Consider the following 25,973-nt stretch of genomic DNA (forward strand, 5'->3'; position numbering starts at 1 on the left):
CCCCCCGTGGCCGGGGGCGCCCAGGCGTACAGCCGGGGGAATTTCCAGGAAATCTCGGCAGAGGGCACATCCATCGGGCCCTTCCGGACGTCTGATCAGGGAGCGGCCCTGTGATGTGGCCGCAGGCCAGGGGCATTTGGAGATATTCACGTTGAAAACCGGCATGAAGGGTCTACGTCGCGTATCCGCGGTCACGATCACCGCTGGAGCCGTGCTGGCGGCGGGGGCGTTCACCGCCTCCGCGCAGGCCGCGACGACCGCAAGTCCCACGATCGCCGCCAAGGGCGGGTTCGTGATGAACAACGCCACGGGGAAGAGCCTGTTCACCAAGGCCGCGGACAACCGTCTTTCCACCGGCTCCACCACCAAGATCATGACCGCCCGGGTGGTGCTCGCGCAGCCGAACCTGAACCTGGACGCCAAGGTCACGGTCCAGAAGGCGTACAGCGACTACATCGTCGACAACAACTGGGCCTCCTCGGCCAAGCTGATCGTCGGCGACAAGGTCACCGTCCGCCAGCTGCTGTACGGGCTGATGCTGCCGTCCGGCTGTGACGCGGCGTACGCGCTGGCGGACAAGTTCGGCACCGGCTCCACCCGGGCCGCGCGGGTGAAGTCGTTCATCGGCAAGATGAACACCACCGCCAAGTCCCTCGGGCTGACGAACACCCACTTCGACTCGTTCGACGGCATCGGGCACGGCGCCAACTACTCGACACCGCGCGATCTGACCAAGCTGGCCAGCAGCGCGATGAAGTACTCCACGTTCCGCTCGGTCGTGAAGACGAAGTCGACCAAGCAGAAGGTGACCACGAAGAGCGGTGGCTACCGCTACATGTCGTGGACCAACACCAACAACCTGCTGGGCAGCTACTCGGGCACCATCGGAGTCAAGACCGGCTCGGGTCCGGAGGCCAAGTACTGCCTGGTCTTCGCCGCCACCCGGAACGGGAAGACGATGATCGGCACCGTCCTCGCCTCCACCTCGGTGGACAACCGCACAAAGGACGCGAAGAAGCTGATGGACTACGGCTTCAGCAGGTAGCCGTCACCCGCGGCACAGCGAGGGGCCTGCCCCGTGAACCCATCGGGTCGCGGGGCAGGCCCCAGTGTCCTTCTTCCACGGAGATCCGCCAGAAGGACCCTGGCCGTGGCCCGGCGTGGCCCGGCGCCGTGCTCAGCGCACCGCGTTCCAGGAGTGCGCCACGTCCACCACGACATGCCCGCCGGTCTGGAAGGCCCGGAACGGCAGCCGTGCCCGCACCCCGAGGCCGACCTGGGTCTCACCCTCGAAGCTGGCGCCGAAGCGGGTGTCCCGGAAGGTCTGGTAGCCGGAGATGTCCACGCCCGGCAGCGGCTTGCGCGCCCGCCCCGGGTACGACTCCGCGCCGCTGCCCGGGTCATAGCTCGGCGCGGACACATGGATGTCCAGGATCGCGCCGCCGCGGACCGGGATCTCCTCGCCCGAGCCGTCCTGGTACAGGGTGTTCACGTACCCCACGCGGTAGCCGACGGGATCGGCGGCCGTGGCCCCCTTCACGTCGAACACGATGCGGTCGTAGCACGCGTGCCGGCCCGTCCTGATGTTCCCCAGCGGTGCGTGTCCCGCCGGCTGGGCCGTCTTCTCGCCGCTGCCCCAGCCGGTCTCACAGGTCGTCGCCGCCTTGGCCGCGGTCGGCGTGACGGCCCCGGCCGTCCCCGCCGTCGCCGCCAGCGCGCCGCCCGCGAGCGTCATCGCCGCGAGTGCGGTCCCCCACCGTCGCATGGTCGAGCCCCCAATGGTCCGTTGTCCGTTGATGACAGGTGATTCACGGGGTTGGACGGGCCGGGGCGGTGAGAGGTTGTCCCGGTCCGGGAAATGTGTCCCGAATGCTACGTGCGCGGGGGGTACTCATGGCGGTCGTCCGGGGGTTTTCCCCCGAGCGGGTCGGCCGGTTGCCCGGATGGGACGGGAGAGCCGGTTCGACAAGTCTTGTGCATATGAGACCGACGACCGGCAGAACCGCCGCACTGGCCCTCGCCACCGCCGCCACCGCCTCCCTCCTCGGGGTCGCGTCCGCGAACGCGACCCCGGACCCGGCGGCCGACCCGACCGCCGCCGCGCCCGACTGGGGCGCCTGCGAGGGCACCGGGCTCGACCCCCGTCAGGAATGCGCCACGATCAAGGTGCCGCTGGACTACCGCGACCCCGGCGGCAAGCGGATCTCCCTCGCCGTCTCCCGCATCCCCAGCGAGCGGCCACAGGCCCGCCGGGGCGCCCTGCTGCTGATCCCGGGCGGCCCCGGATCGCCGGGTCTTGACCGGCCAAGCACGCTCGGCAAGCGGCTGCCGAAGTCGGTGCGGGACGCCTACGACATCGTCAGCTTCGACCCGCGCGGCCTGGGGAAGTCCACGCACACCGGATGCGATCTGAACACCGACGATCTCTCGCTGCTCGCCTCCCGCCCCTGGCCCGCCCCCGGCGGGGACATCACGCGGAACATCACCACCGGCCGTCGCATCGCCGACACCTGCGCCCGCAACGGCGGCGAACTGCTGCGCAACATCAGCACCGTCAACGAGGCGCGGGACATCGACAGCGTCCGCCGGGCGCTCGGCGAGCGGAAGCTGTCCGCGTGGGGCGTCTCCTACGGGACGTATGTGGGCTCCGTCTACGCGCAGATGTTCCCCGAGCACACCGACCGCTGGGTGCTGGACAGCAATGACGACCCGAACCCGGAGCGGGTGGAGCGCGGCTGGCTGGCCAACTACGCCGTGGGCGTCGAGGACACCTTCCCCGACTTCGCCCGCTGGGCCTCCGCGCCCGACAGCCCCGTGCGGCTCGCCGGGACCCCCGACGGGGTGCGGCGGCGGGTCCTGGACCTCGCCGCCCGGCTGGACGCGAAGCCGCTGCCGTGGCCCGGCGCCAACCCGCCCGAGCTGAACGGCAACGCGCTGCGCCAGAGCATGCTGGACGCTCTGTACTCCCGGGACGACTTCGAGAGCCTGGCCCGGCTGATCGTCGACGCGGACGCGGGCAAGGTGCCCGCCGAGGCACCGGCCGACCCCCCTCAGGACGCCGCGGCCGTGTCCCTCGCGACCATCTGCAACGACGTGGAGTGGCCCACCTCCCTGCCCGGCTACGCGCGGGATGTCGCCGCCAGCCGTAAGAGCCACCCGCTCACCGCGGGCATGCCGGTGAACGTCACGCCGTGCACGTTCTGGCACGACGAGCCGCGGGACAAGCCGGTGCGCATCACCGACCAGGGGCCGTCGAACGTCCTGCTGGTGCAGAACAAGCGCGATGTGGCCACCCCGTACAGCGGGGCGCTGGGCCTCCGGCGCTCTTACGGAGACCGGGCCCGGATGGTCAGCGTGGACGCGATGGGTCATGGCGCGGCGTACCTGGAGAACGGCAGCGCCTGCGCGGACCGGAGGGTCACGGACTTCCTGCTGACCGGGGAGCGGCCGAAGCGCGATGTGCTCTGCCGGTGACGCCTGTGACGAGCCACCGATGAACGCGGAGAGCCCCGCCCCGGGAAACCGGGGCGGGGCTCTTCACACGCGGTGGCTCAGAGGCGCTCGGGGGTGCGGATGCCCAGCAGGGACATGCCCTGTCCCAGCGTGCGCGCCGTGATGTCGCACAGGAAGAGGCGGTTCTCCACCTGGGACGGGCCGCCCTCCGCCTTCAGGACCGGGCACTGGTCGTAGAAGGTCGTGTAGAGCGAGGCGAGTTGGTAGAGATACCCGGCCAGCTTGTGCGGCTCGTACCCGGTGGCCACCTCGCGCAGCGTCTCCCCGAACTGGTCGAGGTGCAGGCCCAGCGCCCGCTCGGCCGGGGCCAGCGGAAGCTCCGGGTGGGCCAGCGGCCGCTGGTCCTCCCGGGCGAGCCGCAGGATCGACTTGATCCGGGCGTACGCGTACTGGAGATAGACCGAGGTGTCCCCGTTGAGCGAGACCATCTGGTCGAGGTCGAACTTGTAGTCCCGCGAGGCGGAGGTGGACAGATCGGCGTACTTCACCGCGCCGACACCGACCTGGGCGCCGCGTTCGAGGATGTCCTCCTCCGTGAGGCTGAGCTTCTTCTCGCTCTTCTCCCGGACCACGGCCGCGGCCCGCTCGGTGGCCTCGTCCAGCAGATCCTCCAGCCGCACCGTCTCGCCCGCGCGGGTCTTGAACGGCTTGCCGTCCTTGCCCAGGACGGTGCCGAAGGCGAGCTGCGCGGCGTGCACCTGGTCATTGAGCCAGCCGATCCGGCGGGCGGTCTCGAAGACCATCTTGAAGTGCAGCGACTGCCGGGCGTCCACCACATACAGCAGGGTGTCGGCCTTCAGGTGCTGCACCCGGTCGCGGATCGCGGAGAGGTCGGTGGCCGCATAGCCGAAGCCGCCGTCGGACTTCTGGACGATCAGCGGCACCGGATTGCCCTCGGGGCCCTTGATGTCGTCGAAGAAGACGCACAGCGCGCCCTCGGAGCGCACGGCGACACCGGACTCCTCCAGCAGCCGGCAGGTCTCGGCCAGCATGTCGTTGTAACCCGACTCACCGACCACGTCGGGGTCGTGGATCTCGATGTCCAGCTTGTCGAAGACCGAGTAGAAGTAGATCTTCGACTCGTCCACGAACTTCCGCCACAGGGCGATGGTCTCCTCGTCGCCCGCCTGGAGGTCCACCACCCGCCGCCGGGACCGCTCCTTGAACTCCGCGTCGGAGTCGAAGAGCACCCGCGCGGCCTTGTAGAGCCGGTTGAGGTTGGACATGGCCTCCTCGCCGGAGGAGGCGTCCTTGTGGTCCAGCTCGTGCGGGTGCTCGATCAGATACTGGATGAGCATGCCGAACTGGGTGCCCCAGTCGCCGATGTGGTGGCGGCGGATCACCTGCTCACCCGCGAACTCCAGGATCCGCACCACCGCGTCGCCGATCACCGCCGAGCGCAGATGGCCGACGTGCATCTCCTTGGCCACATTCGGCTGGGCGTAGTCGATCACGGTGGTGCCGGGCGCCTGCGCGAACGGCACGCCGAGGCGGTCGTCGGCGGCGCGGGCGGCGAGGGTCGCGGTGATCGCGGAGTCGGCGATCGTGATGTTGAGGAAGCCGGGGCCGGAGACCTCGATGTCGGCGATCACCGGATCGGGGTCGGCCGAGGTGGCGGCGACCGGAAGGTGCGCCACGACCTTGGCGGCCAGCTCACGGGGGTTTCCCTTGAGCTGCTTGGCCAGCGCCAGCATCCCGTTGGCCTGGAAGTCGGCCCGGTCGCTTCGTCGCAGCAGCGGATCCGCGGAGCCGGCCTCCGGCAGAGCAGCCGAGAGGGCGTCCGCGACGCGCTGATGGACCGTAGCGGCGAGGGAAAGGACCGATGCCATGGATGAGGTGCCATTCCGATAGTGGTGGTATGGACAACCCAGTATTTCACGGCGGGTCCAACGATTTCCCCGGCCTGTGGACAACCCGGGCTCGCCCGGCGGGCCCTGTGGGCAAATCCGGAGGGGCCTGTTCCGTCTGGGACAATGGGCGGTGCCATGACCGCAAGGAAGGAAGTGCCGACCGTGGCTCAGAGCACCGAGACCGACTGGGTCTCCCGATTCGCCGACGAGGTCATTGCCGAGGCGGAGCGCCGCGCCCCGGGCAAACCTGTCGTCGTCGCCTCGGGCCTCAGCCCGTCCGGCCCGATCCACCTCGGCAATCTGCGCGAGGTCATGACCCCGCACCTGGTCGCCGACGAGATCCGGCGCCGGGGCCGCGAGTGCGTTCACATCCTGTCCTGGGACGACTACGACCGGTATCGCAAGGTTCCGGCCGGGATCGACCCCTCCTGGTCCGAGCACATCGGCAAGCCGCTCACCTCGGTCCCGGCCCCGCCCGGGTCCCCGTATGCGAACTGGGCGGAGCACTTCAAGGCGCCGATGGCCGAGGCGCTGCGGGAGATGGGCATCGAGTTCCACCCCGTCAGCCAGACCGAGATGTACACCTCGGGGGCGTACCGGGAGCAGATCCTGCACGCGATGCGCCACCGCCGGGAGATCGACGCCGTCCTGGACCGGTACCGCACCAAGGACAAGCCCGGCGCCAAGAAGCCCAAGCAGCAGCAGAAGCCGGTGGACGAGGCCGAGCTGGTCGCCGCCGAGGGCTCGGGCGCGGCCGCCGAGGACGACGGCAGCGCGGGCGCGGCGGGTTACTACCCGTACAAGCCGTACTGCTCGGTCTGCGAGCGCGATATGACCACGGTGACCTCGTACGACGACGAGACCACCGAGCTGGCGTACACCTGCGCGTGCGGCCACGGCGAGACCGTCCGCCTGAGCGAGCACAACCGCGGCAAGCTGGTCTGGAAGGTCGACTGGCCGATGCGCTGGGCGTACGAGGGCGTGGTCTTCGAGCCCTCGGGCGTCGACCACTCCTCGCCCGGCTCGTCCTATGTGGTCGGCGGCCAGATCATCCGCGAGGTCTTCGGCGGGGACCAGCCCATCGGGCCGATGTACGCGTTTGTGGGCATCAGCGGCATGGCCAAGATGTCCTCCTCCAAGGGCGGTGTGCCCACCCCGGCCGACGCGCTGGAGATCATGGAGGCGCCGCTGCTGCGCTGGCTGTACGCCCGCCGCCGGCCCAACCAGTCCTTCAAGATCGCCTTCGATCAGGAGATCCAGCGGACCTACGACGAGTGGGACGCGCTGGAGCGGAAGATCACCGAGTCCACGGCCCAGCCCGGGGACGCGGCCGCGTACCGCCGCGCGACCCGCACCGCCACGGGCGAGCTGCCCAGCACCCCGCGCCCGCTGCCGTACCGCACGCTGGCCTCGGTGGTGGACATCACCACCGGCCATGACGAGCAGACGCTGCGCATCCTCGGCGAGCTCGACCCCGACAATCCGGTGAAGTCCCTGGAGGAGACCCGGCCCCGGCTCGACAAGGCCGAGCGCTGGATCACCACCCAGGTCCCGGCCGATCAGCGCACCCGGGTCCGGGACGAGCCGGACACGGAGCGGCTGGCCGCGCTGGGCGACACCGAGCGGGAGTCGCTGCGGCTGCTGCTCGACGGCCTGGACGACCACTGGTCGCTGGACGGCCTCACCACGCTGGTCTACGGGGTGCCCAAGATCCAGGCGGGGCTGTCGCCGGAGGCCAAGCCGACGCCGGAGCTGAAGGTCGCCCAGCGGTCGTTCTTCGCACTGCTCTACACCCTGCTGGTCGGGCGGGACACCGGCCCCCGGCTGCCCACGCTGCTGCTGGCGGTGGGGGCGGACCGGGTGCGCAAGCTGCTCGCGGCCTGACCTCCGCCACCCCCGGGCGCCGGGCGGAATGGCCTTACGGCCGCCGCCCGGCGTTCCGGCTTCGCGAAGTGGTTGCGGGACGGCTGCGGGACGGCTACGGGATGGCCTCGCGCTCCAGGCGGACGCGCTCCTTGAAGTCCTCGACGTACCCGGCCAGCTCGCTGTTGCTGAGGTCGGTCACGCCGTAGGTCTCTCGCAGCCGCTGCCCGAACTGGTACGCGGAGGGGTACCGGCTGTGGTCGGCGAGGAACTGGCGGAAGGTCGCGTAGTAGACCTCCTCGCGCGGCACGTCGTCCGGCAGCTGGTTGAGCTGCTGCTCCGGCTGCAGCTCCTCGTACGCGAACCGCTCGGGCTCGCGCTGCTCCGGTACGTAGACGCCCTGATGGCTCCCCACGCCCTCACCGCCGAGCGGCCGCACCCGGCCGCCGGGCCCGACCGGCACGGTCAGCTGGGGCTGCGGGGGCTGTGGCTGCTGGAACTGCTGCGGCTGCTGCTCGGGCTGCGCCGCCTGGCCCGGGACCTGCTGGTCCTGCGGCTGGAGCTGCTGCGGCTGCTGTGCCTGCTGCGGGTGCTGGAGCTGCTGGGGCTGTTGCTCGACCGGCGCGGGGTGGGCGGCCGCCGGGTCGAAGGGCACGGCGTTCCGGCCGTCATGGCCCTGCCCGGCGGGCTGCTGGTACACCGGCAGGGGCAGCGAGAGCGGCAGCTCCTGCGTCTGGGGCTGCTGGGGGTGCTGCTGCGGGCCCAGGTCCACCAGGGCCCCCGGCGCGCCGTACGGGCCCGGCTGGGCCTCCAGGGACGCGCTGCTGGGCCGCGTCCCGTCCGCCGCGGCCGACCGGCCAGGGGGGAGCGCGGTCGCCGACACCGTGGACGGGTCCAGACCGGCCGCCGCGAGCCCCGCCGGTGCGGTGTCCGCCAGTGGCACCCCGTACCGCGCCAGCCGCAGCGGCATCAGCGACTCCACGGGCGCCTTACGGCGCCAGGACCGTCCGTAGCGGGCCCGCAGCCGGGCCTGGTAAACCAGCCGGTCCTGCTCCAGCCTGATGACCTCCTCGTAGCTGCGCAGCTCCCACAGCTTCATCCGGCGCCACAGCCGGAAGGTGGGCACCGGCGCGAGCAGCCAGCGGGCGATGCGGACCGACTCCATGTGCCGGTCGGCGGTGATGTCGGCGATCCGGCCGACCGCGTGCCGGGCGGCCTCGACGGAGACGACGAACAGGATCGGGATCACGCCGTGCATGCCGACGCCGACCGGGTCCGGCCAGGCGGCCGCGCCGTTGAAGGCGATGGTGGCCGCGGTCAGCAGCCAGGCGGTCTGGCGCAGCAGCGGGAAGGGAATGCGGATCCAGGTGAGCAGCAGATCCAGCGCGAGCAGGACCACGATCCCCGCGTCGATGCCGATCGGGAAGACATTGGCGAACTTGCCAAAGCCCTTGTCGAGGGCGAGATCGCGCACCGCGGCGTAGGAACCGGCGAAGCCGATCCCGGCGATCACCACCGCCCCGGTGACGACCACCCCGGCCAGTATTCGGTGCATCCGTGTCAGTTGCATCGCGGCCACCCGCGACCCCTCCCCGTCCTCAACAACAGCCGCATCAGAGTCGCATACACGTCAAGGCTCAGGGGCGGGAAGGGGTCGTGTCGGCGAATCAGGCCCCGCTCTTGGCGCCCTTACCGATGGCGCCGACGGTCTCCTTGGCCGCGGACTTGGCGTCCTTGAGCAGGTCGGCCGCGTCCGGCGCCTTGGCGGTCTCATAGCCCGCGCCGTCGTACTGGAGGGTGATGACGACATTGGCGGTGCGGACCACGACCGTCTGGTCGCGGAAGTCGTCGCCGTCCTTCTTCTCCTTGGTGCTGACCGTGGTCGCCTCGTCGCCGATGCCCGCGACCTTCTCGGTCTTGGGGTCGGTCACCTTGCCGGCGGTGGCGGCCCTGCTCGCCTGCTGGGCGGCGTACTCCCCGGCGCGCTTGTCGCCGGAGCCGAGCCCCGGGTCGGAGCGGAACAGCTTGAGGGAGACGGTCAGCGAGCGGTAGTCGAACTTGTCGAGGCCGCTCCACAGGCAGCTGGCCGACGTATTGGTGTCGGCCGAGGGAAGGGCCTTGCCCTTCTTGTTCTGAGCCTTGGGGACGAGATCGTCGACCGTCTTCCCGGAAAGCGTGGAGCACACATCGGGCAGCTTGCTGAACTTCGCTGCCGCGACGGTGGGTGAAGCGCTGGGCGAGCCGGGTCTCGCTGAGCCACCGGCGTTCTTGTCGTCCTTCTTGTCCGAGCCGGAGGAGCAGCCGGCGACGAGCACCACCGGTACGGTCGCGCAGGCGAGTATTCGGGCGAGTCGCGGGGCTGAACGGTGCATGGGTCCTTCGCTCATTCTCTGTCGATGGGCGGACGTGCCGCCCGCGTCATTAGTCGGCACGGTACGCGGCCGACGCGCGGGCGTCCCAATTTCCGAGGTCTCCGCGGGGAGGGGCCGGGGTGCTCGCGGGGGTGCGGCGAGGACCCGTTATTCGTTGAGGCGACCGGTCAGTTCATCGGCCAAGTCCTGGGCGCTTTCCTGCAGTTCCTGGCTGTTGGGAATGTGCTTCTTGTCGGTCGTCCACTGGTCGTACTCAATGGTGGCAATCACATTCGAGGACCGGAACACGACGGTGATGTCGCGGTGGATACCCGAGTCCTTGGTGATCAGTTGGTCGTTGAGAAAGGCGTCGTCACCGAGGTCGTCCAGCCGGCGCGGGGCGGTGTCCTCCGAGGTGGTGTCACTTTCGTCACTTCCACCGCTCGCATCGGCGCCCGCGGAGGGGCTATCGGTGCTTTTGCCCCCCTTGTCGCCCTTACCCGCTTCATCGCCCTTGTCGCTCTGGCTGCCCTGGCCGCCCTGGCCGGGCTCATCGGCGCTCGAACTGGCGGAGGCGGAGGAGTTGCCCGCGCCGCCCTCGTCGCCCGCGCCACCCTCGCCGCCCGCGTCGCCGCCCGAGCCGCTCGCCGAGCTGGAGGGGCTCGAGGGAGGGCTCGTGGCGTCCGGGATGTCGGCGGCGACGGCCTTCTTCTCGTACGTCTCCTGAGCCCGGTCGTCATCGCTGACCGAGGGGTCGTACGAGACCACCCGCTGGAAGTCGATCGTGAGGTAGCGCGTGCCGCTCGTGGTCTCCACCTTCCAGCGGCAGCCGTCCCGGCGGTCTATGTCATACGTCACGGCCGCCTGGCCGTCGTACACCTTGTCGTCCTGCTCGGCGCCGGGCAGCAGGGCCTGGAGGGTCTTCCGGCTCGCCGCGCCGCATGCCTCGGGCAGCGTGCGATAGCGGCCGGGCTCGGCCGAGACGGCCGTCCCGGAGTCGTCGGAGGCGCCGTCGTCCGGGTCGGTCGTCGAATCGGAGCCAGTGCATCCGCCGAGCCCCGCGACGGCGAGCACGGTGATGAGCACGGCTACGACCGGGGTGGCCCGCCGTCCGTACGCCCTTCGCTGCGCTGGCTGCACTGTCCGTGTCCCTTCGAGCGACGGAAAACTCCTTGCCGCCCGCGGGCGGTGGCTGGACACAATGTCTATCGCACGCACTGCCGTGCCTGCCGGTCGCCCGCCGTCTATGGGGTACTGGCCCGGCTTTTGCGTTTTCAGTCTTTTACGGGGGAATGAGTACATCATGTCGTATGTCGAGGTGCCCGGCGCGCAGGTGCCGATCCGGATGTGGACCGACCCCTCGACGGTTGAGGGCGTGGCCATGCAGCAGCTGCGCAATGTGGCCACCCTGCCCTGGATCAAGGGCCTCGCCGTGATGCCGGATGTGCATTACGGGAAGGGTGCCACGGTCGGCTCGGTGATCGCGATGCAGGGCGCGGTGTGCCCGGCGGCGGTCGGGGTGGACATCGGCTGCGGGATGTCGGCCGTCAAGACGTCGCTGACCGCCAACGACCTTCCGGGGGACCTCTCGCGGCTGCGGTCCCGGATCGAGCGGGCGATCCCGGTGGGGCGCGGAATGCACGACGACCCGGTGGACCCGGGGCGGCTGCACGCGTTTCCGACGACGGGGTGGGACGACTTCTGGAGCCGGTTCGGGGGAGTGGCCCAGGCGGTCAGGTTCCGCCAGGAGCGGGCCGTCAAGCAGATGGGTTCGCTCGGATCCGGTAACCACTTCATCGAATTCTGTCTCGATGACGAGGGTTCGGTCTGGCTGATGCTGCACTCCGGCTCCCGCAACATCGGCAAGGAGCTGGCCGAGCACCACATCGGCGAAGCCCGGAAGCTGCCCCACAACCAGAATCTGGTCGACCGCGACCTGGCCGTCTTCATCGCGGACACCCCCCAGATGGCCGCGTACCGGCACGATCTCTTCTGGGCGCAGGAGTACGCGAAGTACAACCGCGCGATCATGATGGCGCTCTTCCAGGACGTGGTGCGCAAGGAGTTCAAGAAGGCCCGCCCGGTCTTCGAGCCGGTGATCAGCTGCCACCACAACTACGTTGCCGAGGAGCGCTACGAGGGCATGGACCTTCTCGTGACCCGTAAGGGCGCCATCCGCGCCGGAGGCGGGGACTACGGGATCATTCCGGGCTCGATGGGCACCGGTTCGTACATCGTGCGCGGTCTGGGGAACGAGGCGTCGTTCAACTCGGCCTCGCACGGAGCGGGCCGGAAGATGAGCCGTAACGCGGCGAAGAAGCGCTTCTCGGTCCAGGATCTGGCGGACCAGACGCGGGGTGTGGAGTGCCGTAAGGACTCCGGCGTCGTGGACGAGATCCCGGGGGCGTACAAGCCGATCGAGAAGGTCATCGACCAGCAGCGGGACCTCGTCGAGGTGGTGGCGAGGCTCAAGCAGGTGGTGTGCGTGAAGGGCTGAGCTCAGGACCGTACGCGATCGACAGGCCCCGGACCGGCGACGGTCCGGGGCTTCTGCCTGCTCGGGCGGAGTGCCGTACGACGTGGTGCGCGATTGTGGTGTCGGTGCCACGTTCCCGCCGGCGGCGGCTGGGGTATGTCCGAGTCTGGCGGCGATGTCACATCGTCGAGTGAGCAGGAGGCCGGTAGCACTGGGCCAGGGAGGTGCTCATTGGGAGGAATGAAACGCTTCGAGCAGCGTCTCGAAGGTCTGATGAGCGGCAGCTTCGCCAAGGTTTTCAACTCCCAGCTCCAGCCCGCCGAGATCGCGGGAGCGCTCCTGCGCGAGTGTGACAACAACGCCACGATCTGGAACCGCGACCAGACCGTCGTACCCAACGACTTCGTCGTGGAGTTGAGCGCTCCGGATAACGAGCTCCTCAGTCCCTACGTCGACCGACTCGGCGACGAGCTCGCCAACATGGTGCGCGACTACGCCAATCAGCGGCGGTACACCTTCATGGGCCCCGTCAAGGTCCACCTGGAGAAGACGGCCGACCTCGACACCGGCCTGTACCGGGTGCGCAGCCGTACGCTCGCCGGCTCCACCAACCGGCAGGCTCCCGGGTCTGCCCCGGCCGACCCCCAGTCCGACCGCGATGAATCCCCGCCCACTGTGGCGCGGTCCCGTGCCCAGGTGCGCCACTGGATCGAGGTCAACGGCACCCGCCACCAGATCTCCCGCCCGACGCTGGTGCTGGGCCGCGGTATGGATGCCGATGTGCGGATCGACGGCGTCGGCGTCTCCCGTCGGCACTGCGAGATCCGGATCGGAACGCCCTCGACGATTCAAGATCTCGGGTCCACCAACGGCATGGTGGTGGACGGACAGCACACCACCCGCGCTACGCTCCGCGACGGCTCGCGGATCGTTGTGGGTGGCACCACCATTGTTTACCGGCGAACCGAGGAGCCAACGCTCACCCCCGGCATGGATCAGCAGGGCGCGCGAGGCCATCAGCAGGACACCCGAGGCCCCGAGCGCTCCGCTCCGGCTTCCGGTCAAGGCACCCGCGGCGGCTATGAAGTCGAAGACGTCATCCCGGCCGCTGATTCGCTGGACAGCGCGCTCGCGCGACTCTTCCTTCGGCTGGGCCCCCCGCCTGAGCTGACGGGTCTTCAAATCACCCCTGTGGGGTCTGATGATGGAGGGGCACAGGAGTGACAGACCCGGCTGAAAACCATCCAGATCCGAACATCAATGTTGGGTTGGCTATCGCCGCGCAATGGGGCGAGGCTCTTGGGGCGGAAAAACTCGAAATCGCTTTGAAGGCGCTTGAACCCCAGCTCAAGCGTGAGCATCAGGCGCGCATGAAGCAGCTCGACAATGAGCGTGCCCTGGCAGCGCAGCAGCATGCCGCTGCCGAAGCTGCCGCGAGTCGGGCGGCCGAGGTGGAGAAGGCCGCGGGGGGACGAGCCGCTCGTGACGCTGAGCGGCGACGTAATCATGTGTACCGAATGAGCGGGCTGATATCCGGAGTCGTGCTGTCGCTGGCGCTGCTCGGCGCCGGTGTTGTGGTTGCGCCCACTCAACCGTGGCTGTCGGCATGTCTGTGTGGGCCGAGTCTTCTCGCCCTCGCGAAAATCTTTGTCCTGCGGCGCAGTGATGCGGAAGACATCCGGGCGTCGGAGCGGGCAGCCCGGGAGGCTGCCACCGCGGTTGCTCCTCCACGGCCCCCGCAAGGTGCTGTGTGAGCTGCGCGCCCTTGCGTGCCGCAGGTGTCCGCGCGCCCTTCCGTGGCGCGGGCGTCATGATCCGTCGGACGCCCCCTGGCGCTTGAGGCCGTCGTACGCGACGGCCAGGTGCCGCGGCCCTCTGAGGACGGCGTCGCGGCGGTACGGACGCCTCCCTCGACGGCCGGACCGGCCTGCTCATCGGCCCCGAGGCCACCCCCGTCCCCGCCTCCCGCGCAATCCAGCGCCGTCGCGCGCCCTGACGAGGATCTGGTCGGCCATGTTCGGTACCCCGACGGACTTGATGTTGACGCCGAACTGGGCCGACCAGAAGTACGGCGTCCACGGGTGCGGGCGGCGCCGCTCACCGGGGCTGATCATGTTGTGGGCCCCCACCTCGGCCTGCGCGACCGCGTTGCCCCAGTGCTCCAGGGACAGGAACTGGTAGCCGAACAGCGGATGCGGGGAGCGGGCCACGTCCCCCGCGACGCCATTCGGCGTTGCGCGTCGCGCCCAGGGCGACGACGGCCACCTCCGCGTCCAGCGCGTCGCCGTCGGATAGGTCGGAGAAGTGGGCCCGCCGCAGCCTGCCCGCGCCGTCGCCTTCCAGCCCGGTGACCATCACACCGCGGCGCAGATCGACGCCGTACTGGTGCTGCAGCTCGGCGGCCACCTCGCCGATCACACCGCCCGGGGCGCCCATCAGGGGAGCCGGGCCGCGTTCGGCGACCGTGACGGGCAGCTCCCGCTCACGGCAGACGGAGGCGATCTCCGAGCCGGTGAACCCGGCGCCGATCACCAGCACCGGCGGGGCCCGGCCCGCAGCCGGTCGTACGGCTCGTACGGCTCGTCACCGATCATGGTGAGCGTGCCGGTGAAGCCCTCCTCCCGGAGCGTCTCGGCGGCCCGCAGCCCCGCCAGGGATGCGCCCACGACGGACGATGTGGCCCTCGCGCCGGAGCCGCTCCAGGGAGCCGTCAAGCGCCATCGGAGGCACCCACCCGGTCCGCCGTCCACCTGCCGCCCGCGCCCTCCACGGTGATGGCCCTGACCGGGCACGCCGCCACCGCCCGCGGCACGTCCGCGCGCCGCGCGCCGCGCGTCGTCCGGCCGCGCGTCGTACAGCAGCGCTTCCTCACCGTACATCGCGAACACATCGGGGGCGAGGAAGGCGCGCTGCGCGACTGCCGGCATCGGAGCGCCCCCGGGGCGGCGCAGACACACTGAGCCGAACGGGGGACGGCGGGCTGTGTTGTGGCGGGGCTGTCGAAGCAGGGCTGGGAGGGGCCGTGGAGGGAGGGACGAGGGCGGACGGGCTCAGCGCTCGCGGTGGACCTTGTGCTGGGCGGCCTGGGCGCGGGGGCGGATGACCATCATGTCGATGTTCACATGCGAGGGGCGGGTGACCGCCCACTCCACCGTGTCGGCCACGTCATCGGCGGTCAGCGGCTCGGCCACGCCCTCGTAGACGGCCGCGGCCCGGCTCTCGTCGCCGCGGAAGCGGTTCACCGCGAACTCGTCGGTCCTGACCATGCCCGGGGCGATCTCGATCACCCGCACCGGCTCACCGCACAGCTCCAGGCGCAGGGTGGCCGCGATGGCGTGGGAGCCGTGCTTGGCCGCCACGTACCCGCCGCCGCCCTCGTACGCCACATGGCCCGCCGTGGAGGACAGCACGACGATCGTGCCGTCGCCGGAGGCGGTGAGGGCGGGCAGCAGGGCCTGGGTCACCTGGAGCACGCCCACCACATTGACCTCGTACATCGCCCGCCAGTCGGCCGGGTCGGCGGTGGCCACGGTCTCGGCGCCGACCGCGCCGCCCGCGTTGTTCACCAGGACGTCGCAGCGGTCCAGACCGGCGGCGAAGGACTCCACGGCGGCGCGGTCGGTGACGTCCAGGACGAACGCCTCGGCCTCGTGCCCCGCCTCGGTCAGCTCGGCGGCGAGCGCCTCGATGCGCTCCTTACGGCGGGCGGCGAGGACGACGCGGAATCCGGCGGCCGCCAGGCGGCGCGCGGTCGCGGCTCCGATCCCGCTGCTCGCGCCGGTGATGACTGCGGTTCGGGTGGTCATCGGCCCTCCAGTGGCGACGTGGCGCAAACGGTGGTGTGTGCGCATGATCCATATGCAGGATATGACGGCCCGATTTACCTCCAACCGGGGGACTGAAGATAGGAATCCGCTAGGGGCTCTCGGGCTCGGGGAAGGGTGCACTGCGTCCGGCGCGGCGCCGGTAGTTGGAGCACCCATGCCCAAGGAGTGAATTCAGGTAATGACCCAGCAGAGCAGATTCCTTCAGCGGTCCCGTCGTTCTTTCCAACGCTGGGGCGTGGCCTCGGCGGGCGCCATCGCGGCGGCGGCCCTGGTCGCCGGTGCTCCGGGAACCGCATGGGCCTCGGGCAGCACCCCCGACCCGCACTCGGCGCAGGGCAACCACTGTCCCCAGGACCGGGCGCACGGTGACAACAAGGAGAACCACGACAAGGGGAACCACGAGAACGGCCGTCACGAGGACAAGAAGGGCCAGCACGAGCACGGCCGCTACGAGGTGAAGGACCCGAACGGCCGTCACGAGGACAACGGCCACGAGGACAACGGCCACGAGGACGGCCGCTACGAGGCGAACAGCCACGAGGACCCCAACGGCGGCCGCCACGATGACCACGCCCGGGACGACCAGGGCGGTCGTCACGACGAGGGCGGGCGGTACGAGAAGAAGGAGAGCGACCCGCGCGAGGAGAGCGACCAGCGCGAGGACCACGGCCAGCGCGAGGACCACGGCCGGTACGACGAGAAGATGGACAGCGGTCGTGAGGACAGCGGCAGCAAGGAGGACAGCCGCAAGGAGGACAGCCGCAAGGAAGACAGCGGCCAGGAGGACAGCCGCAAGGAGGAGAGCGGCCAGCGCGAGGACCAGGGCCGTCAGGACCCGACTCGCTACTTCCCCGCCGGGAAGTACTGGCACGGCATCCAGGGCCGCAGCGCGGCGCGCCCCGAGCAGGTAGCGCAGCCGGAGCAGGCCGCGCAGCCGGAGCAGGCGACGCAGTCCGAGCAGGTGGCTCAGCCCGAGCAGGCCGCGCAGCCGTACGAGGCCGCCCAGTCCGGTGAGGAGGCCCAGGGCCGCGGTGCCGTCCGTCCCGTCGCCGTTCCCGTCCACGAGGACGACCAGGCGCGCCACGGCCAGGAGCACAAGGAGCACCAGGACCAGAAGAAGCAGGACCAGAAGAAGAACGACCCGGTGACGCTCGCCGAGGCGGTCGAGATCGCCGAGTGCGAGGTCGGCGGCCAGGCGGTCAGCGCCGAGCTGGTGGACTGCCCCGAGGACGACCCGCACCACAAGGGCAAGCACGAGGACGGCCGTAAGGACGACCGCAAGGACCCGCGCCACCACGACGACCACCGCAAGGACGACCAGCGCAAGGACGAGCACAAGGACCCGCACAAGAAGGAGGTCAAGCAGGTGTGGGTCGTGGAGGTCGAGTGCGACCACACCATCACGACCGTCTTCATCGACCCGGACACCGGCTGCGTCCTCGGCACGGAGCAGGAGCAGGACGACCACCACGGTGACCACGGCCAGCAGGGCAAGGACAACCACGGCGACCATGAGGGCAAGGGCGGCCACGGCCGGCCGATGGTTACCGCCTAGGCACGTACATGATCACGGCGACTCCGGCCAGACAGATCAGCGCTCCGAGCACATCGAAGCGGTCGGGCCGGTAGCCGTCGGCGACCATGCCCCAGGCGAGCGATCCGGCGACGAACACGCCGCCGTACGCCGCGAGGATGCGGCCGAACTCCGCGTCCGGCTGGAGCGTGGCCACGAACCCGTAGGCGCCAAGAGCGATGACCCCGGCGCCGATCCACGCCCACCCCCTGTGCTCACGCACGCCCTGCCAGACGAGCCACGCGCCGCCGATCTCCAGGAGCGCGGCCACGGCGAACAGAGCGATGGAACGTGCGATGAGCATGGGGGAAGGGTACGGCCCGCCCATGCGAGGCCCCGTAGCGGAGCGGAACGCTACGATCGGCGCCCACCACAGGATCACACCGGGGGATGGGTGCCGTGCAGTTCCGCCTTCGAGTCGACGCCGCCGAGGGGTCTCCGGGCGTCCTCGACCTCTATCGCTGGCTGACCGGGGACCCCGACGTCGCGTGCGCCGCGGAGGTGGCGCTGGTGGACGAGGAGGGCCGCGACGACACCCTGGGCGGCCTCGAGGTCATCTCCATCGTCGTCTCGAACCTCACGTCCCTCGGCAATCTGCTGCTCGCCGTGGCCACCTGGCGTGACGCTCGGGCGCGCGGCGCGGACACCCGGGTGGAACGCGATGGCGTCTCCCTGCGGGTCGAGAGCACCGACCCGGAGACGATCCGCCGCCTCCTCCGGGAATTGGAGACCCCGGAGGGCTCCCAGCCCCCAGAGGATTCCCCGGACAATTCCGACCGCCCGGACAATTCCGACCGCCCGGAGGACTCCGACCGCCCCGAGAACCCGGCATGACCTGGCGCTCTGGCACCTCCCGTACCTCCCGTACCTCCCGTACGACGGGAGAGACCACGGCACCGGCGGCACGCCTCTCCGACCCCTCCGCGTCCCGGGCCGTCCTCATCGAGGCCCACGCCTTCACCCGGGGCGGGGCCGCCTCCCGGGACCGGCAGCGGCATCTGGACGACCGGCCGTCCGTGGCGGCGGGCTGTCGGCGGCTGGCCGGGCTGTTCCGGGATCCGGAGGTGTGGGGCCTCCCCGAGGAGCACTGCACGGTCGTCTCGCAGCCGACGCGCGACAGCATGCTGGAGGCCGTCCACCGCGCGGCCGCCGAGGCCACGGACACGCTCGTCGTCTACTACGCGGGCCATGGCCTGCTGTATCCGCTCAGCGGCGGCTTACATCTGGCCGTACCGGAGACGACGAAGGACAAGTCGTTCACCGCGGTGAAGTACGACGATCTGCGCGAGATCCTGCTGAGCGCCACCCGTGTCCGCCGTAAGGTCGTCATCCTCGACTGCTGCTTCAGCGGCACCGCCCTGCGCGGCCATCTGTCCGCCGGGGGTGACACGATCCGGCTGGCCGACGTCGAAGGCACCTCGGTCCTCGCCGCCTCCCACGCCACCAAGCAGGCGCTGGCGCCCCCGGGGGAGCGGTACCCGGCCTTCACCGGCGAGTTGGTCGCCCTCCTCGAAGAGGGCGACCCGGACGCGCCGGAGTTGCTCACCATGGCGGACCTCTACGACCGCGTGGACCGCGCCCTGATGCGCAAGAACCGCCCACGCCCCCAACAGCTGAACCGCGACCGCGGCGCCCATATCTCCATCGCCCGCAACCGCGCTCCCCGCCAGGAACCCCCGGAGCCCGACGAGACCGCCGCCGCCCCCAAAGCCCACCGCCTGAGCACACGCCAACGCACCCTCGCCGCGGCCACCCTGGCCCTCGCCGTCATCGTCGGCCTGACCTTCTGGCTCCTGCCGAACGGCGACGGTGAGCGCGGGGCCGACGGCAAGGGTCTGAGTTGCGGCAAGGCGCACTCGACCTTCGACTGGGGAGACGGCACCCAACGCCGCGAGCCATCCGTCGACTCCGTGCACAACGCGGCGTGCCGGGGCGACTTCGACACCATGGAAGTGGCCATGGACCGCGGGGGCTTCGACGGCACGGGCTTCTCGGCCGAGGCCCCGGACGAGGTCATCGCCTCCTGGAAGAAGCGCTCGGACCGAGCGTCCTTCCTCCGCGGCCTGGCCACCCTGTTGGAGAGCGAACCGACGGTCGATCAGGGCGGCTTGACCTTCTCCAACGGCGATCAGATGGCCACCTGGCAACGGGGGCCGGGCACCGTGCCCGACAGCCACTACCGCTGGACGGGCTACTTCCTCTGCGACGGCCCGGACTCCCGCCACCCGGTCTGCGAGCCCCGTGAATGAAATTCCCTTTGCGCGCATCCACCCGTGTGCCAGGGTCGGCTGATGACGACTCCGACGACCTCCCGCCGCGCCTTACTCCGCTGGCAGTCCGACCTGATCTGGTCGCTCTTCGAGTACCACCTGGAGCGATTGGAGCCCGAGGACTTCCTGTGGGAGCCCACGGCCCACTGCTGGACGGTGCGTCAAGGCGCCGATGGATCGTGGCTGCCGGACTGGGCGGAGACCGAGCCCGACCCCGTGCCCGTCCCCACCATCGGCTGGCTGACCTGGCATATCGGCTGGTGGTGGAGCGTGACCATCGACCATGCGGAGGGACGCGAGCCGCGGGAGCGGACCGAGGTCGGCTGGCCCGGCGACGGTAAGGCGGCCATCGAGTGGCTGCGCGGGCTGCGGGCGGAGTGGACGGCCGTACTGGACCGGCTCACCGAGGAGGACCTGGACGCCATAGCGCCGTTCCCCTGGGACCGGGACCCCGAGCACACCATCGCCCACATGGCCGCCTGGGTGAACGCCGAGCTGATGAAGAACGCCACCGAGATCGGCCAACTCCGCCTGCTGCGCGCCGCCTCCGCGCCGTAGGGGCCATGACCTCAGGGCCACAGCCCTCGGCTCAGGGCCAGACCAGGCAGTACGGCTGGTGCCCCGCCTCGTGCAGCCGGTGGCTGAAGTCCTGCCACTCGTGAAGCAGTTGATAGACCGTGAAGGCGTCCCGGGGGCCGCCGCGGTCGGGGACCGTGGACCAGATGAAGGCCGCGGCGCCCACCGCCTCCTCGCCGACGCCGCGCAGCGGATCGACGGCGGTCATCGGGAGTTTGACGACGGCGTAGTCCGGGTGGAGGACGACCAGTTCGAGCGGGGGAACCTTGTGCAGCGGGACGCCCTCGATGCCGGTGAGGACCATCGCCGCCACCGTTTCCGGCTTGATCTTCGTGAACATGCCGTGGCCGAGCTCATCGCCGCCGAGCTCCTCGGGGCGCATGGAGATGGGGACCCTGGCCGCGGTGGCGCCGTCCGGCGCACCGAAGTACTTGTAGGTCACCCCCATGCGGCCCCCGCTTCTGCCAGCCCTGCCCGCCTCGTCCCGCCGATGGCGTCCGGGCCGGGACCGCTCGGGGCCTCGGTCGTCAGTCCCTTCACCCAGTTCGCCACCGCGATGCATATCTCCACCCGACCACTCGCGGCCACTACCGCGCAACCCGATCTCTGTTCACAGAGACCTCCCCCACCATAGAGCTGTGAAACGCCCGGCCGCGGGGATACGTCCGCCTCTGACAACATGGCGTGCGTGAGCTATTCGTACGCAGCCCCAGTTTCGCAGACGCTTTTCGATCGCGCGGCCGCCGTGACGCCCGGCGGCGTGAACTCTCCGGTGCGGGCGTTCCGCGCCGTGGGAGGTACGCCCCGGTTCATGGTGTCCGGGGACGGTCCGTACCTCACCGACGCCGACGGGCGCGAGTACGTGGACCTCGTGTGCTCGTGGGGACCGATGATCCTCGGCCACTCCCACCCCGAGGTCACCGCGGCCGTGCAGGCCGCCGTCGCCCGGGGTACGTCGTTCGGCACGCCGGGCGAGGGCGAGGTCGAGCTCGCCGAGGAGATCGTGGCGCGGGTCGCCCCGGTCGAGCAGGTGCGCCTGGTGTCCTCCGGTACCGAGGCGACGATGTCGGCGATCCGGCTGGCCCGTGGGTTCACCGGGCGGTCGAAGGTGATCAAGTTCGCCGGTTGTTACCACGGGCATGTGGACGCCCTGCTGGCCGCGGCCGGGTCCGGGGTGGCGACCTTCGGGCTGCCGGACACTCCGGGGGTGACGGGAGCGCAGGCGGGGGAGACCGTGGTGCTGCCGTACAACGACCTGGAGGCGGTTCGGGCGGCCTTCGCCGCGCACCCCGGGGAGATCGCCTGTGTGATCACCGAGGCGTCGGCGGGCAACATGGGCGTGGTGCCGCCGCTGCCCGGGTTCAACGCGGGCCTCAAGCAGCTCTGCTCCGACCATGGCGCGCTCTACATCTCCGACGAGGTCATGACCGGCTTCCGGGTCTCCAGGGCCGGGTGGTTCGGGCTGGACGGCGTGGAGCCGGACCTGATGACCTTCGGCAAGGTCATGGGCGGCGGGTTCCCGGCCGCGGCCTTCGGCGGGCGCACCGACGTCATGGAGCGCCTGGCCCCGGCCGGCCCGGTCTACCAGGCGGGCACCCTGTCCGGGAACCCGGTCGCCACGGCCGCGGGCGTCGCCCAGCTGCGGCTGCTGGACGACGCGGCGTACGCACGGGTCGACGCGGCTTCCGAGCGGCTGCGGGCGATGGTGACGGAGGCGCTCTCCAAGGAGGGCGTGGCGCACCGGGTCCAGGTCGCGGGCAACATGTTCTCGGTCTTCTTCACCGCCGACGAGGTCACCGACTACGAGAAGGCCAAGGCGCAGGAGGCGTTCCGCTTCACCGCCTTCTTCCACTCCATGCTGTCCCAGGGCGTCTACCTCCCGCCGTCCGCCTTCGAGTCGTGGTTCGTCTCCACGACGCACGACGAGAAGGCGCTGGAGCGGGTGGCGGCGGCTCTGCCGGGGGCGGCGCGGGCCGCCGCCGAGGCCACTGAATGATGGATGACATGACACAGAGCGAGAACGACATCACCGTCGTCCATGTGATGCGCCACGGCGAGGTCCACAACCCGGAGGGCGTGCTCTACGGCAGGCTGCCCGGCTACCACCTCTCCGAGCTGGGGCGGCAGATGGCCGACCGGGTCGCCGAGCACCTCGCCGACCGTGACATCACCTATGTGGTCGCCTCCCCGCTGGAGCGGGCGCAGGAGACGGCGGCGCCGATCGCCAAGGCGCACGGCCTGGACGTGGCCTCGGACGAGCGGCTGATCGAGGCGGCGAACGTCTTCCAGGGCAAGACCTTCGGTGTCGGCGACGGCGCGCTGCGCAAACCGGGCAACTGGCGCCATCTCACCAACCCGTTCCGCCCGTCCTGGGGTGAGCCCTATGTCGACCAGGTGGTGCGGATGATGGCGGCGCTGGGCCGGGCGCGGGACGCCGCGCGCGGGCACGAGGCGGTGTGCGTCAGCCATCAACTGCCGATCTGGATCGTGCGCAGCTTCGTGGAGCGGCGGCGGCTGTGGCACGACCCGCGCAGGCGGCAGTGCACGCTGGCCAGCCTCACCAGCTTCACCTTCCGCGGCGACCGGATCGTCTCGGTGGGCTACAGCGAACCGGCCCGTGATCTCGTTCCGCCCCATCTGCGCGCGGGCGCCAAGCCGGTGAAGGGCGCTTCCAAGGGCTATGGCGCCTGAGCGGTGCGCCCGGCCGCGGCCGGGCCGGGGGGTGCGGGCCGCCGTGTGCGGCCCGCGATGCGCGGCCCGCGGTGTGCGGCCCGCGATGTGCGGCCCGCGATGTGCGTGACGGGCGCATGGCCGTGGGATGACCGTTGGGTCGCGCGGCGTGGCACCGAATGGAGACATTGTGTCCGCCGTGTAATTGACCGCGTTCTTTCGGAACCTCGCTATTCGCCTCGCCATCTCCAGGGTTGTCCGGACACCCCGGGCAATCAGAACGGCGAGTGCGAATTGAGGACGTTATGCGTGAGGTCAGCCGGAGGGGGATCCTCGGTCTTGGTATGGGAGCGGCGGCATCACTGGCCGTCGCCGGCTGTTCCTCGGGGTCCGGATCCGGTACGCCGAAGCCCGCGAAGACGACCCAGGCGAAGCCGATCGGTGACGGCTCCACTTCGCACGGTGAGCGGCGTAAGGAGGCCCCGAAGCCGGAGCGGCTGGAACGGGGGCAGAAGCCGCCGCAGTTCGTGGTGTTCTCGTGGGACGGAGCGGGAGAGGTCGGCAACGGTCTCTTCCCGCGGTTCCGCAAGCTGGCCCAGGACCACGGCGTGACCATGACCTTCTTCCTCTCCGGTATCTACTGCCTTCCGGAGTCGAAGAAGTCGCTCTACCGGCCGCCGAACAACCCGGTGGGCGCCTCCGACATCGGCTATCTCACCGATGAGCACATCAAGGCCACGCTGCGGAACGTGCGCGAGGCGTGGCTCGAGGGCCATGAGATCGGCACCCATTTCAATGGCCACTTCTGCTCCGGAAGCGGCTCGGTGGAGAACTGGACGTCCGCGCAGTGGAAGTCCGAGATCGATCAGGCCATGTCCTTTGTCACGGAGTGGCGGACGAATACGCGCTTCACCGATGTGGATCCGCTGCCCTTCGACTACCACAAGGAGCTCATCGGCGGCCGTACGCCGTGTCTGAAGGGCCAGACCAATTTGCTGCCGACCGCCCGGGAACTCGGCTGGCGCTATGACGCCAGTTCGCCGGGCGGACTTCAGGTGTGGCCGTCGAAGAAGCAGGGCGTCTGGGACTTCCCGCTGCAGCAGATTCCCTTTCCGGGGCACTCCTTCGAGGTGCTCTCGATGGACTACAACATCCTGGCGAACCAGTCGAAGAATTCCACCAATGCCCCGCCCGCGAACTACCCGGGCTGGCGCAAGCAGGCCGCCGAGGCGTACATAGCCGGTTTCAAGCGGGCCTATGAGACCAATCGCGCTCCGTTCTTCATCGGAAACCACTTCGAGGAGTGGAACGGCGGCATCTATATGGACGCCGTCGAGGAAGCGCTCAAGCACATGGCCGATGAGAAGCACGAGGACGTCCGGCTGGTCTCCTTCAAGCAGCTCACCGACTGGATGGACGCACAGGACCCCGCGGTCCTGGACGAGCTGCGCGGGCTCGGTGTGGGCCAGGCGTGGAGCGCGAACGGCGGCTGACGGCCCCGGTGGGCGCGGGGCGAGCCGGGAGTGAGCCGGGGGCGAGGCCCCGCAGGGGCCCGCCGGGGTGCCCGGAGGGGGGTGGCGAAGATCCGCAAAAGGGCCATGCGAAACTTTTCACATGAGTGCCTGCCGTGCCCCTCGGGGCCTCGCGACCCGTCGTCGCGCAACCGTGCTGGCCGTCGGGGCCACGGTTGCCACGCTGTCCCTGACCGCCTGCGGCGGGGGCGGCACCTCGGGCGGCTCCGCCGACACCAAGTTCGTCCAGGGCAAGGGTGGCGTGGACACCGTCGCCAAGGAGAACCGTAAGGACGCACCGCAGCTCTCGGGCAAGACCCTGGAGGGCAAGCCGCTGGACGTGGCGGACTACAAGGGCAAGATCGTGGTCCTGAACGTCTGGGGCTCCTGGTGCGCCCCCTGCCGGGCCGAGGCGTCGAACCTCGCCAAGGTGGCCAAGGACACCAAGGCCAAGGGCGTGCAGTTCATCGGGATCAACACCCGTGACTCCAACCGCGCCCCCGCGCTGAGGTTCGAGAAGGAATACGGCGTCGACTACCCGAGTCTGTACGACCCGATCGGGAAGCTCATGCTGCGCTTCCCCAAGGGCAGCCTCAACCCGCAGGCCATCCCCTCGACGATCGTGCTGGACCGGGAGGGCAGGATCGCGGCCCGCGCTCTGACGCCGCTCAGCGAGGAGCGCCTGCGCACGATGGTCACCCCGCTGATCGCGGAGAAGTGACCTTTCGTGAACACGCTGGCCGCCGCGACCGATCCCAACCAGACCGTCCTGACCGGGGCGCTGCTGCTGGCGCTTCCGGTCGCCGTGCTCGGCGGACTGGTCTCCTTCTTCTCCCCCTGTGTGCTGCCGCTGGTGCCCGGCTATATGTCGTACGTCACAGGGGTCACGGGCACGGACCTTGCCGAGGCCAAGCGCGGCCGGATGGTCGCGGGCGCCTCGCTCTTCGTGCTCGGCTTCACCGCGGTCTTCGTCTCCGGGGGCGCGCTCTTCGGCAACTTCGGCTGGACGCTCCAGGAGCACAAGGAGACCATCTCCAAGATCCTCGGGGTCGTCACGATCGTGATGGGCCTCGCCTTCATGGGGGTGCTGGGGGGCTTCGGACAGCGGGAGTTCCGCTTCCACATCAAGCCCACGCTGGGGCTCGCGGGGGCGCCGGTGCTGGGCGCCCTGTTCGGCGTCGGCTGGACGCCGTGCCTGGGACCGACGCTCACCGCCGTCAACGCCCTGGCGTTCAATGAGGCGAGTGCGGGGCGCGGGGCCCTGCTCACCGCCGCGTACTGCGTGGGGCTCGGGCTGCCGTTCGTGGTGGTCGCCGTGGCCTACCGCCGGGCGCTGGGTGCCTTCGGCTGGGTCAAGCGGCACTACGTCTGGGTGATGCGAGCCGGGGGCGGCATGCTCGTCGCCCTGGGGGTGCTGCTGCTCACAGGTGTCTGGGACACCATGATGGGCTCCATGCAGACCTGGGCTCAGGGCTTCAACGTTGGGATCTGAT

The 25,973-nt window shown here is 70.2% G+C and carries 22 protein-coding genes and 2 pseudogenes; 15 read left to right on the top strand and 9 right to left on the bottom strand.

Annotation, left to right across the window (positions count from 1 at the left end; genetic code table 11):
* Positions 1–163: 163 nt before the first annotated feature.
* Positions 164–1,045, top strand: coding sequence for a D-alanyl-D-alanine carboxypeptidase family protein (locus J2Z30_RS38940; RefSeq protein WP_044571867.1), 882 nt, complete (start codon positions 164–166; stop codon positions 1,043–1,045).
* A 132-nt stretch (positions 1,046–1,177) separates the two neighbouring features.
* On the opposite strand, the gene J2Z30_RS38945 is transcribed toward J2Z30_RS38940, so the two are convergent.
* On the bottom strand, positions 1,178–1,765 hold the full coding sequence (locus tag J2Z30_RS38945; protein ID WP_044571865.1) for an AMIN-like domain-containing (lipo)protein: 588 nt from the start codon (positions 1,763–1,765) through the stop codon (positions 1,178–1,180).
* Positions 1,766–1,980: 215 nt separating this feature from the next.
* Between J2Z30_RS38945 and J2Z30_RS38950 the strand changes: the two genes are divergently transcribed.
* Positions 1,981–3,474 (top strand): alpha/beta hydrolase, encoded by a 1,494-nt coding sequence (locus J2Z30_RS38950; RefSeq protein ID WP_044571863.1) that lies wholly within the window; start codon positions 1,981–1,983, stop codon positions 3,472–3,474.
* Positions 3,475–3,551: 77 nt separating this feature from the next.
* On the opposite strand, the gene argS is transcribed toward J2Z30_RS38950, so the two are convergent.
* Complete coding sequence (gene argS / locus J2Z30_RS38955; protein WP_044571861.1) at positions 3,552–5,342, bottom strand: arginine--tRNA ligase; 1,791 nt, start codon at positions 5,340–5,342, stop codon at positions 3,552–3,554.
* A gap of 156 nt (positions 5,343–5,498) precedes the next feature.
* Between argS and lysS the strand changes: the two genes are divergently transcribed.
* Positions 5,499–7,247, top strand: coding sequence for a lysine--tRNA ligase (gene lysS / locus J2Z30_RS38960; RefSeq protein ID WP_078957337.1), 1,749 nt, complete (start codon positions 5,499–5,501; stop codon positions 7,245–7,247).
* A 94-nt stretch (positions 7,248–7,341) separates the two neighbouring features.
* On the opposite strand, the gene J2Z30_RS38965 is transcribed toward lysS, so the two are convergent.
* From J2Z30_RS38965 to J2Z30_RS38975, 3 genes are all read right to left on the bottom strand, one after another.
* On the bottom strand, positions 7,342–8,796 hold the full coding sequence (locus tag J2Z30_RS38965) for a DUF2637 domain-containing protein (RefSeq protein ID WP_044581598.1): 1,455 nt from the start codon (positions 8,794–8,796) through the stop codon (positions 7,342–7,344).
* A gap of 97 nt (positions 8,797–8,893) precedes the next feature.
* Positions 8,894–9,598, bottom strand: a complete 705-nt coding sequence (locus J2Z30_RS38970; protein WP_044571858.1) for a hypothetical protein — start codon at positions 9,596–9,598, stop codon at positions 8,894–8,896.
* Positions 9,599–9,745: 147 nt separating this feature from the next.
* Entirely contained in the window at positions 9,746–10,717 is a 972-nt protein-coding gene (locus J2Z30_RS38975; protein ID WP_044571856.1) for a hypothetical protein, read from the bottom strand.
* 163 nt (positions 10,718–10,880) lie between these two features.
* Between J2Z30_RS38975 and J2Z30_RS38980 the strand changes: the two genes are divergently transcribed.
* From J2Z30_RS38980 to J2Z30_RS38990, 3 genes and pseudogenes are all read left to right on the top strand, one after another.
* The gene (locus J2Z30_RS38980; protein WP_044571854.1) at positions 10,881–12,074 is read left to right on the top strand and encodes an RtcB family protein; all 1,194 of its coding nucleotides are present in this window, start codon (positions 10,881–10,883) and stop codon (positions 12,072–12,074) included.
* Between the two features lie 210 nt (positions 12,075–12,284).
* Positions 12,285–13,022 (top strand): annotated as a pseudogene (locus tag J2Z30_RS38985) (FHA domain-containing protein); the annotation flags it as partial.
* Positions 13,023–13,273: 251 nt separating this feature from the next.
* On the top strand, positions 13,274–13,807 hold the full coding sequence (locus J2Z30_RS38990; RefSeq protein WP_078956737.1) for a hypothetical protein: 534 nt from the start codon (positions 13,274–13,276) through the stop codon (positions 13,805–13,807).
* 240 nt (positions 13,808–14,047) lie between these two features.
* Here the strand turns inward: J2Z30_RS38990 and J2Z30_RS38995 are convergent.
* A pseudogene (locus tag J2Z30_RS38995) lies at positions 14,048–14,774 on the bottom strand (FAD-dependent oxidoreductase); the annotation flags it as partial.
* A 329-nt stretch (positions 14,775–15,103) separates the two neighbouring features.
* Complete coding sequence (locus J2Z30_RS39005; protein ID WP_044571853.1) at positions 15,104–15,859, bottom strand: SDR family NAD(P)-dependent oxidoreductase; 756 nt, start codon at positions 15,857–15,859, stop codon at positions 15,104–15,106.
* Positions 15,860–16,115: 256 nt separating this feature from the next.
* Between J2Z30_RS39005 and J2Z30_RS39010 the strand changes: the two genes are divergently transcribed.
* Positions 16,116–17,435, top strand: a complete 1,320-nt coding sequence (locus J2Z30_RS39010; RefSeq protein WP_209469020.1) for a hypothetical protein — start codon at positions 16,116–16,118, stop codon at positions 17,433–17,435.
* On the opposite strand, the gene J2Z30_RS39015 is transcribed toward J2Z30_RS39010, so the two are convergent.
* Positions 17,425–17,757: a YnfA family protein gene (locus J2Z30_RS39015; protein WP_020869425.1), complete on the bottom strand. Its 333-nt coding sequence runs from the start codon at positions 17,755–17,757 to the stop codon at positions 17,425–17,427. The genes J2Z30_RS39010 and J2Z30_RS39015 overlap by 11 nt on opposite strands.
* A gap of 86 nt (positions 17,758–17,843) precedes the next feature.
* Here J2Z30_RS39015 and J2Z30_RS39020 point away from each other — a divergent pair, with 86 nt between their 5' ends.
* The 3 genes from J2Z30_RS39020 to J2Z30_RS39030 are packed head-to-tail and all read left to right on the top strand — an operon-like array spanning position 17,844 to position 20,281.
* Entirely contained in the window at positions 17,844–18,287 is a 444-nt protein-coding gene (locus tag J2Z30_RS39020) for an effector-associated constant component EACC1 (RefSeq protein ID WP_052701431.1), read from the top strand.
* On the top strand, positions 18,284–19,702 hold the full coding sequence (locus tag J2Z30_RS39025; protein WP_052701430.1) for a caspase family protein: 1,419 nt from the start codon (positions 18,284–18,286) through the stop codon (positions 19,700–19,702). The genes J2Z30_RS39020 and J2Z30_RS39025 overlap by 4 nt, the downstream gene beginning before the upstream one ends.
* A gap of 42 nt (positions 19,703–19,744) precedes the next feature.
* Complete coding sequence (locus J2Z30_RS39030) at positions 19,745–20,281, top strand: DinB family protein (RefSeq protein WP_044581595.1); 537 nt, start codon at positions 19,745–19,747, stop codon at positions 20,279–20,281.
* A 31-nt stretch (positions 20,282–20,312) separates the two neighbouring features.
* On the opposite strand, the gene J2Z30_RS39035 is transcribed toward J2Z30_RS39030, so the two are convergent.
* A complete protein-coding gene (locus tag J2Z30_RS39035) occupies positions 20,313–20,861 on the bottom strand; it encodes a hypothetical protein (protein ID WP_078956736.1) in 549 nt (182 codons plus the stop codon).
* 117 nt (positions 20,862–20,978) lie between these two features.
* Here J2Z30_RS39035 and hemL point away from each other — a divergent pair, with 117 nt between their 5' ends.
* From hemL to J2Z30_RS39060, 5 genes are all read left to right on the top strand, one after another.
* Positions 20,979–22,295 (top strand): glutamate-1-semialdehyde 2,1-aminomutase, encoded by a 1,317-nt coding sequence (gene hemL / locus J2Z30_RS39040; RefSeq protein WP_044571847.1) that lies wholly within the window; start codon positions 20,979–20,981, stop codon positions 22,293–22,295.
* An 8-nt stretch (positions 22,296–22,303) separates the two neighbouring features.
* Positions 22,304–22,990: a histidine phosphatase family protein gene (locus tag J2Z30_RS39045; protein WP_209469021.1), complete on the top strand. Its 687-nt coding sequence runs from the start codon at positions 22,304–22,306 to the stop codon at positions 22,988–22,990.
* Between the two features lie 284 nt (positions 22,991–23,274).
* A complete protein-coding gene (locus J2Z30_RS39050; RefSeq protein ID WP_044571844.1) occupies positions 23,275–24,462 on the top strand; it encodes a polysaccharide deacetylase family protein in 1,188 nt (395 codons plus the stop codon).
* 121 nt (positions 24,463–24,583) lie between these two features.
* The gene (locus J2Z30_RS39055) at positions 24,584–25,201 is read left to right on the top strand and encodes a TlpA family protein disulfide reductase (protein ID WP_044571842.1); all 618 of its coding nucleotides are present in this window, start codon (positions 24,584–24,586) and stop codon (positions 25,199–25,201) included.
* A 6-nt stretch (positions 25,202–25,207) separates the two neighbouring features.
* A complete protein-coding gene (locus J2Z30_RS39060) occupies positions 25,208–25,972 on the top strand; it encodes a cytochrome c biogenesis CcdA family protein (protein WP_044571840.1) in 765 nt (254 codons plus the stop codon).
* Position 25,973: the final 1 nt, after the last annotated feature.

The organism is Streptomyces iranensis (genome assembly GCF_017874715.1).
Lineage (GTDB): Bacteria > Actinomycetota > Actinomycetes > Streptomycetales > Streptomycetaceae > Streptomyces > Streptomyces iranensis.